The sequence below is a fragment of the Microvirga sp. P4_A5 genome (assembly GCF_056402495.1).
On sequence record NZ_JBFUHH010000002.1, the window covers coordinates 1 to 15140 of the forward strand.

11 protein-coding genes are annotated in these 15140 nt (G+C 62.6%); 9 read left to right on the plus strand and 2 right to left on the minus strand.

Features of this window, described 5'->3' with window-relative positions; all coding sequences use genetic code 11:
• Positions 1–5: 5 nt before the first annotated feature.
• Complete coding sequence (locus AC1DVM_RS01380; RefSeq protein WP_477251367.1) at positions 6–914, minus strand: Gfo/Idh/MocA family protein; 909 nt, start codon at positions 912–914, stop codon at positions 6–8.
• 167 nt (positions 915–1081) lie between these two features.
• On the opposite strand from AC1DVM_RS01380, the gene AC1DVM_RS01385 reads away from it, so the two are divergent.
• Complete coding sequence (locus tag AC1DVM_RS01385) at positions 1082–2626, plus strand: serine hydrolase (RefSeq protein ID WP_477251369.1); 1545 nt, start codon at positions 1082–1084, stop codon at positions 2624–2626.
• A 20-nt stretch (positions 2627–2646) separates the two neighbouring features.
• A complete protein-coding gene (locus AC1DVM_RS01390; RefSeq protein ID WP_477251371.1) occupies positions 2647–2994 on the plus strand; it encodes a hypothetical protein in 348 nt (115 codons plus the stop codon).
• Positions 2995–3026: 32 nt separating this feature from the next.
• Here the strand turns inward: AC1DVM_RS01390 and AC1DVM_RS01395 are convergent, their stop codons facing one another.
• Positions 3027–4166 carry an FAD-dependent monooxygenase gene (locus AC1DVM_RS01395; RefSeq protein WP_477251372.1) on the minus strand — a complete coding sequence of 380 codons (1140 nt, stop codon included), beginning with the start codon at positions 4164–4166 and terminating at the stop codon, positions 3027–3029.
• Positions 4167–4639: 473 nt separating this feature from the next.
• Between AC1DVM_RS01395 and AC1DVM_RS01400 the strand changes: the two genes are divergently transcribed.
• From AC1DVM_RS01400 to AC1DVM_RS01430, 7 genes are all read left to right on the plus strand, one after another.
• Entirely contained in the window at positions 4640–6913 is a 2274-nt protein-coding gene (locus AC1DVM_RS01400) for a putative bifunctional diguanylate cyclase/phosphodiesterase (RefSeq protein WP_477251374.1), read from the plus strand.
• Positions 6910–8115: a fumarylacetoacetate hydrolase family protein gene (locus tag AC1DVM_RS01405; RefSeq protein ID WP_477251375.1), complete on the plus strand. Its 1206-nt coding sequence runs from the start codon at positions 6910–6912 to the stop codon at positions 8113–8115. Before AC1DVM_RS01400 ends, AC1DVM_RS01405 begins: the two co-directional genes overlap by 4 nt.
• Positions 8112–9563: an aldehyde dehydrogenase family protein gene (locus AC1DVM_RS01410; RefSeq protein WP_477251377.1), complete on the plus strand. Its 1452-nt coding sequence runs from the start codon at positions 8112–8114 to the stop codon at positions 9561–9563. The genes AC1DVM_RS01405 and AC1DVM_RS01410 overlap by 4 nt, the downstream gene beginning before the upstream one ends.
• 453 nt (positions 9564–10016) lie before the next feature.
• Positions 10017–11591 carry an ABC transporter substrate-binding protein gene (locus AC1DVM_RS01415; RefSeq protein ID WP_477251379.1) on the plus strand — a complete coding sequence of 525 codons (1575 nt, stop codon included), beginning with the start codon at positions 10017–10019 and terminating at the stop codon, positions 11589–11591.
• A 72-nt stretch (positions 11592–11663) separates the two neighbouring features.
• Positions 11664–12641, plus strand: a complete 978-nt coding sequence (locus AC1DVM_RS01420) for an ABC transporter permease (RefSeq protein WP_477251381.1) — start codon at positions 11664–11666, stop codon at positions 12639–12641.
• A gap of 11 nt (positions 12642–12652) precedes the next feature.
• Entirely contained in the window at positions 12653–13489 is an 837-nt protein-coding gene (locus AC1DVM_RS01425) for an ABC transporter permease (protein WP_477251383.1), read from the plus strand.
• Between the two features lies 1 nt (position 13490).
• Complete coding sequence (locus AC1DVM_RS01430; RefSeq protein ID WP_477251384.1) at positions 13491–15122, plus strand: ABC transporter ATP-binding protein; 1632 nt, start codon at positions 13491–13493, stop codon at positions 15120–15122.
• The last annotated feature ends 18 nt before the right edge of the window (positions 15123–15140 follow it).

Consider the following 15140-nt stretch of genomic DNA (forward strand, 5'->3'; position numbering starts at 1 on the left):
CCGCTCTAGCCCGCACGTTCGGCCAGGATTTCCTCGATGATGCGAACCACTTCAGCCGCCTCGCCAAATGTCGCGAGGCGGCTGCGGCCGGTGGACAGCAGGGTTGCGAGTTCGGCGATCTGCCCCGCATCGGCGCGGGCGGGCGCGATATCACCACTCTCGTGCTGAAGACGGAACCATTCGCTCAGGACCGCCGAACCTTTCGAGCCTGTCACTTCGAAGCGATTGAAGTCTTCGATGTCGCCCGCGACCGCGCCGTCGATCGTCATGCGGCAGGCCGGGAATTGCAGCACGGCGTCGATGCGCGTCTCGGTGCCACGCTCGCCATGCTCGACCGCGACGGCCTCCACTTGTGCGGGGCCGAAAAGCCGAAGCGCAAGGAAAACCGCGTGCGAAATCACCTCGCGGGTAATGCCGCCTTGTTCGGGCCCCGCAAGCCAGCCGCCCGCACCCTCCTGCCAGCCCCGGGGCCAGGTGCGAAACCGCACCTTGAGATCAGCCGAGAACCCCTCCCCGAGCGCTCCGGTCTGCACGAGCTCGAGCAGCCGCAATGTGGCGGGCGCTGTCGCAAACGGAAAATTGACGGCGGCCGGCACACCGAACCGCTCGACAGCCTCGACGCATCCTTGGGCGGATCGCAACGTGGCCGCCAAGGGCTTCTCGCAGAACACGGCCTTCCTCGCGCCAGCGACCGCCGCGACCAGCGCCTCGTGAGTCGCTGGCGGCGTCGCCACATACACGCAATCCACATCGGGATTGTGGATCAGTTCCTCGACGCTTCCCGCCCGCGCAACATCGACCWCGACATCGCGCGGGTCGTAGCCGGCCACGACGCGGAAATTCGGATTGGCGCGAAACCCCTCCATGTATCGTCGTCCGATGACGCCAAGCCCGAGAATGCCGATGCCGAACATGAGTTGTTTCCCGATGTGTCTTTCGCCGCCCCTATAGTCGTTTCGGCGCGCCCGTTCCAGAGCGGGCACGCAACATCGGGGACGTTGTTCCTAGCCGCGAGTTCTGCCACGATGACGATATCGGCCTTGGTTCAGACGTCGTCGGAGGGCCGCCGGAGGCAAGTCAGATGGCGTTGTCCGCTTTGCGCGCGTGGGTATCGGCCGGTTCCGCCGTTCTGATTCTGGCAGCCGCCGCCGGTCCGGTGTGCGCGCAAGCGACGGGTGACATGCAAGCCCGCATCGATGCCGTGATGCCGGCCTACGAGACCTATGTGCAGGCCGGCATGACGGCAGCGAACGTGCCGGGCGTCGCCATCGGCATCGTTCACGGCGACAGGCTCGTCTACACGAAAGCCTTCGGAGTGAAGGAACGGACGAAACCGGACCCGGTCACGCCCGACACGATTTTCCAGATCGGTTCGACCACCAAGGCTTTCCTGGGCGCCACGCTGGCACAGGCGGTCGATTCCGGGCGGTTGAAATGGGATGACCGCGTCGTCGATCATCTGCCCGAATTCCAACTCAACGACCCTTGGGTCGGGCGCGATTTCCGGCTCCTCGATCTCCCGGCGCAGCGCAGTGGGCTCACGCCCTATGTGAATGACGGCCTCGGCCTGCTCGGCTTCGATCAGCAGACCATGATCCTTTCTCTCCGCGACGCGCCTCAGGTGGGGATCTTCCGGTCCGAATTCTCCTATCTCAACATCCCGCACATGGTCGCCGGCAAGATCTTGGCCGGGACCTCCGGCGTCGCCGCGTGGCCGGAGGTGTTGAAGAAAGGCATCCTCGATCCGCTCGGCATGGCGGCCACGTCCTGGACGCCGGAGGCGATCGCGCGCGCGCCAGACCATGCCGTCGGTCACCGGGCGACCGATGGCGGACCTGTTGCGATTCCGTTTCATCCGTCGTTCCCCTACGGCTTCGGGCCTGCTGGCGCCCTCAATTCCAACCTCGCGGACATGTCGCGTTGGCTGCGCATGCAACTCGCTCGTGGCATGTTCGGCGAGGCGGTGATCGTCTCCGAGGCCAATCTCGACGTCACCTGGACGCCGCGCGTGGCCATGTCGGAGCGGGTCTCCTACGCACTCGGATGGGTGGTGAGTGCGACACCGAACGGTCGGGTGATTTGGCATAACGGCGGCACGACTGGTTTTGGCGCGCATGTGGGTTTCGTTCCCGATCGCGATCTCGGCGTGATCGTTCTGTCGAACCTGGAGAACCAGGGTTTTCCCGACGCCGTCGCGCAATGGCTCTACGACCGGTTGATGGGAAATCCGGAAGTCGACAACGTCGCGCTGATGCTGTCGGCATTGCATGCGAGGGAGGTCCAGGCAAAGGCCGCGATCGAGAAGCCGCTCGCCTCGCCCTCGTCGCCCACTCCCTATCTCGGCACCTATGCGTCGCGGCTCTTGGGCGATGCGACCTTGCGCGAGAGCGCCGGGAAGCTGCAGATGGTTCTCGAAACCTCGGAGGCCGTGCTCGACCTCGAAGCCATCGGCACCGACCTCTACAATGCCCGCCTTTCCCCCACCGGCACTTTCGCCGCCGTGGCGGCGATGACAGGTGATGATATCGTCACGCCCGTGCGCTTCGAGCGCGACCAGAAGGGCATCGTGACGGGCATGCGCTGGACGGCACCGGCCCTGCCGCAATTCTTCGAGCGCCAATTCTGAAACCGGAAGGACGACGGGTCATGACGCGATCGAGACACGCCGCAATCGGCCTGCTTGCCGCCCTCGCGGCAGGCTTACTGCCAGCCGACGCCACGCTCGCCTTCGGGCGGCCCGTTCCGGCAGCCGACAAAACGCCTCTCGTTCACAACGCGCAGATGCAGGGATTGCTGGAGCTGTTTGGCGAGGACCGGGACAATGACGGCTACGGTCACGACCGTCACTACGATTTCGACCAGTACCGCAATTCCACCAGCCGCAAGGAACGCATTCGCGACTATTACCAGATGCAGAAGGACATGCAGAAGGATTACTGGAAGAGCCAGAAACAGATGCAGAAGAACGCCATCAAGCGCCAGCGCGGGTGGTGATCGCTCTCTCGCCGCTGTCCACGCCTCGCATCCTAGAGCGAGCGCGGCGCCCGGCGATAGAGGTCACCGGCCATGGTGCGCATGGCGCGCAGGATCGAGACCTTCCTGGTCAATTCGTCGAGCTGGCAATACATGCGCGGAGGCAGGATCGCCACGAGCGGCGAGCGGCGGCTGAGCATCACGGTTGAGAATTGCGGCGGATCGAGATGGGTGTAGCGAGAGATCTCCTCGTACCAGCGGGTGCTGAAGCGCGCTTCCTTCTGGGGCCGCACAAGCGCGGTCTTGCGCTCGTGTTCATAGGCGCGGAAGGCTGACTGCACATCGGGCTGTTCGTGGAGGCTTTTTGCGAGCGCGATCGAATCCTGGATCGCCAGCCGCGTTCCCGACCCTATGGAAAAATGCGTCGTGTGCGCCGCATCGCCGATGAGGACGACCTTCTGGCTGTACCAGGTCTCGTTTGTCACTCGCATGAAGTTGAGCCAGGGAAGGCGGTCCTCGCGGACCTGGGCCAGGAGCTTGTGACCTTCCAGATGCTCGGCAAAGATCTCTTCAAGGCGCGCCAGACCCTGGTCGGCCGGGAGGTTGTCGAACCCGAGGCCCGCCCAGGTCTCGGGCGCGCATTCGACGATGAGCGTGCTCATCCCCGGCTCGAACCCATAGGCATGGAACCAGATCCAACCGGCATCGGTCGGCACGAACGCGAATTCGAATGAGTTGAAGACCCGGGTCGTCCCGAGCCACACATACTTGTTGMGGCCTTGCACCACCCGCGTCTTGAACGCCTCGGCGCGCTGCCGTCGCAGACGACTTCCGGCTCCGCCCGATGCGACCACAACGTCGGAGTCCGAGAAATCGGCCGAGGGGTCGATCTCGGTATTGTACTCGATTTTGACGCCGAGTTCGGTGGCGCGCTTCGACAGGATATCGAGCAGCCGCTGACGGCGCATGCTGTAACCGCCGCCGGTGCCGCGAACCGGCTTCCTGCCCTTGATGTCGACGTTCTGGTCGACCCACACGAAGGATTGGTCGATGATCTCGCGCGCCGTCGGCGGATCGTTCGCCTGGAGGTCCTGGATCAGATCGTTCCAATAGACGACGCCCCAGCCCTGGGTAACGCCGGGCGGATTCTGCTCATAAAGCGTAATATCGTGACGTGAGTCCCGATTTTTCATCAGGATGGCCAGATAGAGCCCAGCTGGTCCTGCACCGACACATGAAATTTTCATCGCACTCGCGCCTGCTCTTCGCCTCACCGGAGAATGCCGCACTTTCCCCCTCTGCGCCTCTGCCGGTTGGATGAATTGGGAGGTTTATTGAGGAGTAGTCCTGTCGGATACGGACAAGCTTGAAGCGGGCTTTGCTGTGCACCGCGGCTTTGACTGGCAACGCTGACCATTTTACTCCCGGAAGTTGGAAAAAGCCGCCTGTTCAACGCGAAGAAATTGCTTAATGTCACGCCGCTCTATCCTTTGTGAGTAGAATCCCGGCGCGAGGCGTATTCTGCCCTGAGCGCTTGCGACGGCATGGACGGCAGAACCGCGCGGGATGCGGTTGCAAGAAAAGAATAGGCTTCCGCATCGATGGAGGCGCGGGTCGAATAACAGCCTATTGGATTTTGTAAGTGTTCCGAGCGCCGCCCCTTCTCATGCCACCCACAAGACGATTTGTCTCTCAGGTCCTCCTGCCAGTCGCGGCGGCGACGACGGTTGCCATGGTGCTGGCTGCGATGGCGCTCGTTTGGACCGTGAACCAGAGCGACAGCATTTCGATCGAGCGGCAGGTCAGAACGACTCAGACGGCGATCGACAGCAGTGTCGGTGATCTTGCCACGCAGCAGGAGACGATCGCCGTGTGGGACCTTGCCGTTACAGAATTGCGGAAAGAGCAGCTGAACTGGGGCTGGGTCGATGCCGAAATGGGAACGTGGCTTCATCGGCTGTTCGCGCACGACCAGGTCTACATTTTGAACGGACGGGACGAAGCCATTTATGTGATGAAGGGCGGCGCTTCTGCGCCCACCGAGCAATATCTGCTTGCGGCGCCGGATCTGCAGCCTCTCGTGGATACTGCGCGTGCGCAGCTGAATGAGCGCGCGTCCGCCGATAGCGGTGCGGGCGCGCAGATTTTCGGCCATTCGGGGAAATTCCTCGAGATCCTGGGCCGGCCCGGGATTGCGAGCGCGATGACGATCGTGCCGTCGACGGATGCGGTCACTCAGGCGCCCGGTTCGGAATCGATCCTGCTGAGCGTACGGTTTCTCGACGGAAGCTTTCTTACGACGCTTTCGTCGCGCAATCTCATCGCGCAGCCTCGCCTGTCGCGTTTCAACACGGCGCTCCCACGCGAGCGGGCCATTGCCCTGCGCACGGATCAGGGCGCGGCGGTGGGGTATTTCATCTGGGAGCCGGAGCTTCCGGGCACCGAGATCCTGACTGTGCTCGGACCAGTCGTCGCCATCGTGTTCGTGGCCATCCTGCTGCTGATGGCTCTGCTTGTCGGTTCGCTTCGAAGGTCCGTCAAGGAGCTCGAGGAGAGCGAGCGAAAGGCTCGGCACCGCGCGCTTCACGACGTGCTGACCGGACTTCCCAACCGGACGTTGTTCAACGCCCGCCTTGACGAGGCCATCGAGGCCGTTGCCCGCGGCGGCGCGCTTGCGGTCTTGACGCTCGACCTCGACCGTTTCAAGCACGTCAACGATACGCTCGGACACGGCGCCGGCGATACGCTCATTCGCGCTTTCTCCAGACGCTTGTCCGACATCGTCCGCCCGCTCGATACGGTGGCGCGCCTCGGCGGCGATGAATTCGCCATCGTGCTGCCGGGCGTCGAAACCGCGTGCGAGATCGAAACCCTCTGCGACCGGATTCTCGACGCGGTTCGTCAACCCTTCGACATCGAAGGCAGCCAGGCTTTCGTGGGCGTCAGCATCGGCATCGCCTTTGCGCCGCGGGACGGGACGACACGCCACGAACTGGTCCGCAAGGCAGATATCGCGCTCTATCGCGCGAAGGACGAGGGACGCGATTGCCATCGCTATTTTGCGCCCTCCATGGACGAGATCGTCAAGCGGCGCGGCAAGATCGACGAGGAACTGCGGGCGGCCCTGGCTTCGGGCGACGGGCTTTCCATGTATTACCAGCCGCAGGTAGCCTCCGACGGGTGTCGGGTGGTCGGGCTCGAAGCGCTCATCCGCTGGAACCACCCGACCCGCGGGCCCCTGCTGCCCGATCAGTTTATCCCGGTCGCGGAAGAGACCGGGCTCATCGTCCGGCTTGGCGAATGGGTGCTGCGAGAAGTTTGCGCGACGGCCCTGCAATGGCCCCAACTCTTCTTCGCGGTCAATGTCTCGGCCGCGCAGTTCAGATCGAACGGATTTGCCGAGAGGGTGATTGCGCTCGTGCGCCGCGCCGGCGTCGACCCGCGCAGGATCGAGCTCGAGGTCACCGAAAAGGTGCTGCTGGGCGATCAATTGACCCGCGACGCTCTCAGGACGCTTCGGGCGGCCGGATTTACTATTGCGCTCGACGATTTCGGAACCGGTCATTCGAGCCTCGGATATCTGCGTCAGTTTCAGGTCGACAAGATCAAGATCGATCGGTCGTTCGTGCAGAATCTCGGGCATGAGGCCGATACCGAATCCGACGCGATCGTGGTGGCGATCATCACTCTCGGCCAGGCCCTGGGCCTGATGGTGACGGCCGAGGGCGTCGAAACCGCACAACAAAAGGCGTTTTTGATGCGTTCAGGATGCGCCGAAATGCAGGGCTTCCTGTTTTCCCGCCCGGTTCCCGCAAGCGACATCGAGACCGTCATCCATCATCCGAGGATGGAATCCGGACCCGCACACAAAAGAAGCGGCGTGGCAGCGCCCGGGCTGCTAAAGAAGAGCGTCCTTGCTGACCGGTCGGGTGAAAAATGAACAACGTGATTTCCAGCGACAGATTGTCCGATGTCCTGCCCACCGATGGCTTTCAGGGAGCACTTGCGGGGCGCGTGTGGCGGCCTGGCATCGGCCCGTGCCTGGTGTCGATCCGCCAGGAGGGCGTGATCGACATCTCGAGAGCCTTCGCGACCATGAGCGAACTCGCCGCAGCGGCGGACCCTGCGCGAATCCTCAAAACGGCCGAGGGCGACAACCTCGGATCGCTCGCCTCCCTGTTGGCGAACACCTTGCCGGATGGGCGGGACCCGTCGAAACCCTGGCTTCTGGCTCCTGTCGATCTGCAGGTCATCAAGGCCGCCGGCGTCACCTTTGCGGTTTCCATGTTGGAACGGGTCATCGAGGAGCGCGCGCGGGGCGACGCGGGCGCGGCCACGGCCATCCGCGCCGAGGTCACCCGCCTTGTCGGCGACGATCTCGCAAAGCTCAGGCCCGGGTCGCAAGAGGCCATGGACCTCAAGGCCGTCTTGGTCGCACAGGGCGCGTGGAGCCAGTATCTGGAAGTCGGCATCGGCCCGGACGCCGAGATTTTCACCAAGGCTCCGACCCTCTCGGCCGTCGGCCCATACATGGATGCCGGCTACCACCCCAAATCGACCTGGAACAACCCGGAGCCCGAAGTCGTCGTGGTGGTCTCGTCCACGGGCAAGATCGTCGGTGCGAGCCTCGGCAACGATGTAAACCTGCGCGATGTCGAAGGCCGCTCCGCATTGTTGCTGTCGAAAGCCAAGGACAACAACGCGTCCTGCGCGATCGGCCCCTTCATCCGATTTTTCGACGCCACATTCTCGCTCGACGACGTGCGGGGGACGAATGTGACGCTGACTGTCGAGGGCGAGGACGGCTTCCGGCTCGAAGGATCGTCTTCGATCGCCAGGATCAGCCGCGATCCGGAAGATCTCGTGGCCCAGACCATCGGCCCCAATCATCAATATCCGGACGGCTTCGTGCTCTTCCTCGGTACCATGTTCGCGCCGACGCAGGATCGGGACGAGCCGGGCCTCGGCTTCACCCACAAGCCCGGCGACATCGTCACCATCGCGGCGCCAAAACTCGGCGCGCTGGTCAATCGCATGCGACAAAGCTCGGATTGCGAGCCGTGGACATTCGGAATTGTTGCGCTCATGACTAACCTTGCGCAACGGGGCCTTCTCAAGACCAAAACGGAAACTCTCTCATGACGCTTCATGCCAAGAACTTCATCGCCGGCGAGTGGATCGCAGGGGCCAACGCGGCATCCGACATCAATCCGTCGAACACCAACGACGTCGTGGGAGAATTCGCCCGCGCCGACGCCGCCGATGCGAAGCGCGCGATCGAGGCCGCTCACGCGGCTTTTCCCGCCTGGGCCCGTTCGTCGATTCAAACGCGCCACGATATCCTGAAAAAGGTCGGCGATGAGATCATCGCACGCAAGGACGAACTCGGCCGGCTACTGTCCCGCGAGGAAGGCAAGACCTTGCCCGAGGGCATCGGCGAGGTCATGCGCGCCGGCCAGATATTCCAGTTCTTCGCAGGCGAATGTCTTCGCCTCGCCGGCGAGAAACTCGCCTCCGTCCGGCCCGGCGTCGATGTCGAAATCACGCGCGAGCCCATTGGCGTTGTGGGCCTGATCACGCCATGGAACTTCCCCATTGCAATCCCGGCCTGGAAAATCGCGCCGGCACTGGCCTACGGCAATTGCGTGGTGTTCAAGCCCGCAGAACTCGTTCCCGCGTCGGCCCATGCTCTCTCGGAGATCATCGTGCGGGCGGGCGTGCCGTCCGGGGTGTTCAATCTTGTGATGGGCCGGGGCTCGATCGTCGGCGAAGTCATGCTGAACAGCCCCAAGATCGCCGCCATCTCGTTCACTGGCTCGGTCTCGACAGGACGGAAGGTCGCGCAGGCCTGCATCGCATCGGACCCGATGAAGAAGATGCAGCTGGAGATGGGCGGAAAGAACCCGCTCGTGGTGCTCGACGACGCGGACCTGAAGGTTGCGGTGGAATGCGCCGTCAACGGAGCGTTTTTCTCCACCGGTCAACGGTGTACCGCCTCGTCGCGCCTCATCGTGACGGAAGGCATTCACGACCGGTTTGTGGACGCGGTGTCGGAACGCATGAAAGGGCTCGTCATCGACGACGCGCTGAAAGCGGGGACGCAGATCGGCCCTGTCGTCGACCAGAACCAGCTCGATCAGGACCTCAGCTATATCCGGATCGGGCAGGACGAGGGCGCAAGGCTTGCCGCCGGCGGCGAGCTGCTCAACCGCGAAGCGCCGGGCTTTTACCTCGCCCCGGCTTTGTTCGTGGATGTGGATAACGGGATGCGGATTGCGCGCGAGGAAATCTTCGGCCCGGTCGCGACCGTCACGCGGGCTCGCAGTTACGAGGATGCGCTGGCGATCGCCAACGATACGGCCTTCGGCCTGTCGGCAGGCATCTGCACATCGAGCCTGAAACATGCGGGCCATTTCAAGCGCAACAGCGAAGCCGGGATGGTGATGGTGAACCTGGCGACGGCCGGTGTCGATTACCACGTGCCCTTCGGCGGGCGCAAAGGCTCGTCCTATGGACCGCGCGAGCAAGGGCGCTACGCGCAGGAATTCTACACAACTGTCAAGACGGCCTACACGGCCGACGGGAACTGACGGCTTTTGCACCTGACCCGCGGCTTCCGCGCTCATCGATCACCCTCTCGCTTGCCCGCGGGAGGGTGATGTCGTTTCAGGCATCTCGATGCGTCGCGCCTGCCGTTCAGCGCGGGTTTTCCACCCGGGCCTTGCAACGCTGCTTGACTCAAAAATTTGATGCATCATAATCGTTCCGCAAGGGAACGTAGAGGTCAATCAAAGTCCAAACCGCATCGATGCATGTGTTCGCAGGTTAAACGCTCGCGAAACCGAACAATCTTTCGCAGTTTCAGCCACCTGCTGGATGGGTAGTTACATAATCAACTTACGTTTCTAGGACAATTTGGGCTTCAATCCGAGTTAGTTTACTTCGTTGCGTGGTTTCTGGGACTGCCGCCCGCCCCTTCCCTTTATGCGAAGACTTGCTGCGTAAACCGAAATTCGACCTGAACAAACCAGAGGAAGATCACGATGAAAATGAGGCTTAGCGTGCTGGCCGCCCTCGCCGGATTGCTTTGTGCCGGTGGATCCGCAGCGGTCGCGCAAGAGGCGGCGGTCAAGGGCGGAACGCTCAACATGATCGCCCAACCCGAGCCGCCGATGTTGATGGTCGGGCTGAACACGCAAGGGCCGACACTGTATGTGGGCGGGCAGATCTACCAGAGCCTCCTGACCTACGGCACCGACCTGAAGCCTCTCCCGTCGCTCGCCAAGTCCTGGGTCATCTCGGACGACGGGCTGACCTACACGTTCACCCTCCAGGACAATGTCAAATGGCACGACGGGAAGCCGTTCAGCGCCGATGACGTCGTGTTCACCGCCGACAAGTTCCTCCGCGAGGCGCATCCGCGCTGGCGCCTTATCGCAACCACCTATGTGGAGAGCATCACCGCACCGGCTCCCAATCAGGTCGTGTTCAAACTGAAGACGCCCTTCTCGGCCTTCATCAGCGCGTTCGAACTCAGCTCCTTCCCGATCATTCCAAAGCACCTCTACGAGGGCACGGATTACCGCACCAATCCCGCCAACCAGACGCCTATCGGCACCGGCCCGTTCAAGCTGAAGGAATGGAAGCGCGGCTCTTACATCCATCTCGTACGCAACGAGGATTACTGGAAGCCCGGCAAGCCTTATCTGGATGAGCTCTATTTTCGCATCATCCCCGATTCCGCCTCGCGCGCGGTCGCTTTCGAGAAGGGCACGGTCGACGTTCTTCGCGGCGGCGACGTCGAGGGCTTCGAGGTTCGCCGGCTCGTGAAGCTGCCTGAGGTGGAAAACACCACCAGCGGCTGGGAGAACTACGCACCGCTCGTGTTCATGCAGATGAACCAGCGCACCATGCCGTTCTCGGACAAGCGCGTTCGCCAGGCCATCATGCATGCGATCGATCGCGAGTTCATCGTCAAGAACGTGTTCTTCGGCCTCGGCAAGGTTGCGACGGGTCCATTCGCGTCCTCGACCTTGTACTACTCGCCCGATGTTCCGGCCTATCCGTTCGATCTGCCCAAGGCCAAGAAGCTCCTGGCTGATGCAGGCATCAAGCCTGGCGACTACACCATCCGGTTAATGCCGCTTCCCTACGGCGCCGCGTGGGACCGTATGTCCGAATACGTCAAGCAGCAGATCGAGCAACTCGGCTTCAAGGTCGTGATCCAGGGCGTCGATGCCGGTGGCTGGTCACAGAAGCTGGCCGATTTCGATTTCGATCTCACGTTCAACTTCACCTATCAGTATGGCGATCCGGCGCTGGGTGTTGCGCGGCACTACCTGTCGAACAACGTCGTCAAGGGAACGCCCTACGGCAACAACCAGAACTACCTGAACCCCAAGGTCGACGAACTCTTCGCCGTCGCGGCCGGCGCGGTCAGCAAGGACGTGGCGACCAAGGCCTACGCCGAAGCGCAGAAGATCCTCGTCGACGACGTGGCGCTCGGCTGGCTCTACGAGATGCAGAACGTCACCATCAGCCGCAAGAAAGTAAAGAACCTCGTGAGGACCGGCATCGGCCTCAATGAATCCATGGACGAGGTCTGGGTCTCCAAGTAACCGCCGCATGGGATCGGGCCGGCATGTTAACGCCGGCCCGTCTCACGCCATGCCGCCGTCGGGAGAGAATTTTTGAAAACGCTCGATTTCCTGTTTCAGCGCTTCCTCAAGGCGATTCTGGTCGTCCTCGGGGTCGTGATTTTGAACTTCGTGCTGATCCACATGGCGCCGGGCGATCCCGCCTCCGTCCTCGCGGGTGAAGCAGGAGCCGGCGACGCCAAGTTCATCGCCCAGTTGCGCGCCCAGTTCGGCCTCGATCAACCGCTCTACTGGCAGCTTTGGACGTATCTCAAGGGCGTCCTGACCGGCGATCTAGGCTATTCCTACCGCAATCAGGTCCCGGTCATGACGCTGATTTTGGACCGTCTGCCCGCCACGTTGCTGCTGACCGGATGCGCCTTCGTGTTTTCGCTCGTGCTCGGGATTCTGCTCGGCGTCATCGCGGCCTATCGCAGGGGCAGTATCGCCGACAGCGTCGTCATGACCAGCGCACTCGTCTTCTACGCGACGCCTTTGTTCTGGATTGCCCTGATGTCGGTGCTGGTGTTTTCGCTGCACCTCGATTGGCTGCCGCCCTTCGACATGGAGAGCATCGGCGCCAACTATACCGGCTGGGCGCGCGTTGCAGATATCGCGCACCATCTCGTCCTGCCGACCGTGACTCTCGGCCTGTTTTTCACCGCCGTGTATACGCGCCTTACGCGCGCCTCCATGCTGGAGGTAATGGCGCTCGATTTCGTCAAGACCGCCCGTGCCAAAGGCGTGCCGAAGGCGCAGATCATCCGCCGCCACGTGCTGCGCAATGCCATCCTGCCGGTCTTCACCTTCGCCAGCATGCAGGCCGGCCAGTTGGTCGGCGGCGCCGTGCTGACGGAGACGGTGTTTGCGTGGCCAGGCATCGGACGGCTGATGTTCGATGCGCTGTTGCAGCGCGACTATCCGGTTCTGCTCGGCGTATTTCTCGTGACCGCGGCCGTCGTGGTGCTGGTCAACCTGATCGCGGATCTCCTCTACCGGTTCGTCGATCCCCGTATCGAAGCCGCGGCCTGAGGAGAGGCGACATGAATTTCTTCAAGCGTTACGCGCGCAATTACGGCGCTCTTATCGGGCTCGCGATCCTGCTCGTGGTGATGGTGCTGGCCTTCGCGGCGCCTTTGCTGTTCCCCGTCAGCCCTTGGCAGAGCGTCGGCGACCCGTTGCTGCCGCCATCCGAAGATCCGGCTTTTCCGTTTGGCACCGACATGCTGGGACGGGATATCGCGGCGGGCCTTGCCTATGGGGCTCGCGTTTCGCTTCTCATCGGCGTCATTTCGACGGCCGTCGCCGTCGTGATCGGCGTCACCATCGGGGCGCTCGCGGGATTTTATGGCGGACGGGTCGACGATCTCCTGATGCGCTTCACCGAGTTCTTTCAGACCATCCCTGCTTTCGCCATGGCGGTCGTGCTGGTGGCTATCTTCAATCCCGACATCGTGTCGATCACACTCGCAATCGCGGTTGTGTCGTGGCCCCCCGTCGCGCGGCTCGTTCGCGGCGAGTTCCTGAGCTTGCGCTCCCGGGAGTTCGTGCAGGCCGCCATCGTGATCGGCCAGAGCGGCCCCCGGATCATGTTCACGCAGATCCTGCCCAACGCGATCTCACCCATCATCGTCACGGCGTCGCTGATGGTCGCGACCGCGATCCTGACCGAAAGCTCGCTATCTTTCCTCGGCCTTGGCGACCGCAACATGATGAGCTGGGGCTTCATGATCGGCGCCGCACGCACGATGCTGCGCGAAGCCTGGTGGATGAGCGTGTTTCCTGGCGTTGCCATCCTGTTGACGGTTCTGGCCATCAACCTGATCGGCGAAGGGCTCAATGACGCGATGAACCCGCATCTGCGCGGGCGGAAGGGCTGAGATGAACGCGCAAGCCACACCCCTTCTTCGCGTCGAAAATCTCTCGATTCCTCTCCCAGTCGGGCTTGATCGCGAATTCGCCGTCGAGAAAATCTCCTACGATCTCCATGCGGGCGAAATTCTTTGCATCGTGGGTGAATCCGGTTCCGGCAAATCCATGACCGCCAATGCCATCATGGGACTGCTTCCGGAGTATCTGACTCCTTCGGGCGGGCGCATTCTGTTTCGGGACAAGGACCTGCTGGCCATGCGCGAATCCGAGCTCGAGCAAGAGCGCGGACGGTCGATGGCGATGGTATTCCAGGAGCCGCTGTCGGCACTCAACCCGTTAATGAAAGTACGCGACCAGATCGCCGAAGTGATGGAGGTGCATGGCGAACGCAACGCCGAGGTGCGTGACCGGCGCGTTCTCGACCTGCTCGAATATGTCGGACTTCCCGATCCGGCAAATTTGCGAGACGCCTATCCTTTCCGCTTGTCGGGCGGGCAGCGGCAACGCGTCATGATCGCAATGGCGCTGGCTCTCGAGCCGGCCCTCCTCATCGCCGACGAACCCACCACCGCGCTCGATGTGACGACCCAGGCGCAAATTCTCGATCTGATCCGCCGCATCCAGAAGGCCCAGGGCATGGGCGTGATGTTCGTGACTCACGATTTCGGCGTCGTCGCCGATATTGCCGACCGCGTCGTCGTCATGGAGCGGGGCGTCGTCGTCGAGCAGGGTCTTGCGGCTGACGTCCTGAACCGTCCCCAGCACCCCTACACGAGGCGGCTCATCGCCGCGGTGCCGCATCGCGAGGCGCACGACGCGAAGGCGGCGGCGGAGGGCGATCTCCTGCTCGACGTGAGGAATCTTCGCAAGACCTATCGCAGCGGAGGCGGATTTTTTTCGAAGCCGCGCGTTGTCAAGGCCGTCAACGATATCAGCTTTACGCTCCGGCGTGGCGAGACCCTCGGGGTGGTGGGCGAATCAGGTTCCGGCAAGTCGACGCTCGGCCGTTGTCTCTTGAAACTGACGGAAGTCGATGGCGGGCAGGTTCTGTTTCGCGGGCGCGATGTCGTGCCGCTCTCGGCGCGTGCTTTTCGTCCAATACGTCGTCACATGCAGATGGTCTTTCAAGACCCCTTCGCGTCCCTGAACCCCCGCCAGACCGTAGGGCGCATTCTCACGGACGGGCCGGTTGCAAACGGCGTCTCGTATGCCGAGGCGGAACGCAAGGCGCGCGAACTTCTGGACCTCGTCGGCCTCGAATCCTCGGCGTTCGACCGCTACCCGCAGGAGTTTTCCGGTGGCCAGCGCCAGCGTGTCGGAATCGCGCGCGCCCTCGCTCTCGATCCTGAATTGCTTGTGGCCGACGAAAGCGTCTCGGCCCTCGACGTGTCGGTTCAGGCGCAGGTTCTCGAGTTGCTGCAAGACCTGCAACGCCGGCTCAACATCGCCATCATTTTCATCACACACGACCTTCGCATCGCGGCCCAGATCTGCGACCGCATCGCCGTGATGTATCGCGGCGAGATCGTCGAGTCGGGCCCGCCCGAGCAGGTGTTCGATGCGCCCCAACACGCCTATACGCAACGTCTGATTGCCGCTATTCCGGGCCTTCACTGGAACCCGCGCCTCGCGGTGCTGTGATGATTCCCGCAGGAGAGA

Excerpts from the sequence above, each read along its gene's own strand:
- AC1DVM_RS01385 (WP_477251369.1), top strand. The coding sequence starts at position 1,082 with ATGGCGTTGTCCGCTTTGCGCGCGTGGGTATCGGCCGGTTCCGCCGTT.
- AC1DVM_RS01390 (WP_477251371.1), top strand. The coding sequence starts at position 2,647 with ATGACGCGATCGAGACACGCCGCAATCGGCCTGCTTGCCGCCCTCGCG.
- AC1DVM_RS01400 (WP_477251374.1), top strand. The coding sequence starts at position 4,640 with ATGCCACCCACAAGACGATTTGTCTCTCAGGTCCTCCTGCCAGTCGCG.
- AC1DVM_RS01405 (WP_477251375.1), top strand. The coding sequence starts at position 6,910 with ATGAACAACGTGATTTCCAGCGACAGATTGTCCGATGTCCTGCCCACC.
- AC1DVM_RS01410 (WP_477251377.1), top strand. The coding sequence starts at position 8,112 with ATGACGCTTCATGCCAAGAACTTCATCGCCGGCGAGTGGATCGCAGGG.
- AC1DVM_RS01415 (WP_477251379.1), top strand. The coding sequence starts at position 10,017 with ATGAAAATGAGGCTTAGCGTGCTGGCCGCCCTCGCCGGATTGCTTTGT.
- AC1DVM_RS01425 (WP_477251383.1), top strand. The coding sequence starts at position 12,653 with ATGAATTTCTTCAAGCGTTACGCGCGCAATTACGGCGCTCTTATCGGG.
- AC1DVM_RS01430 (WP_477251384.1), top strand. The coding sequence starts at position 13,491 with ATGAACGCGCAAGCCACACCCCTTCTTCGCGTCGAAAATCTCTCGATT.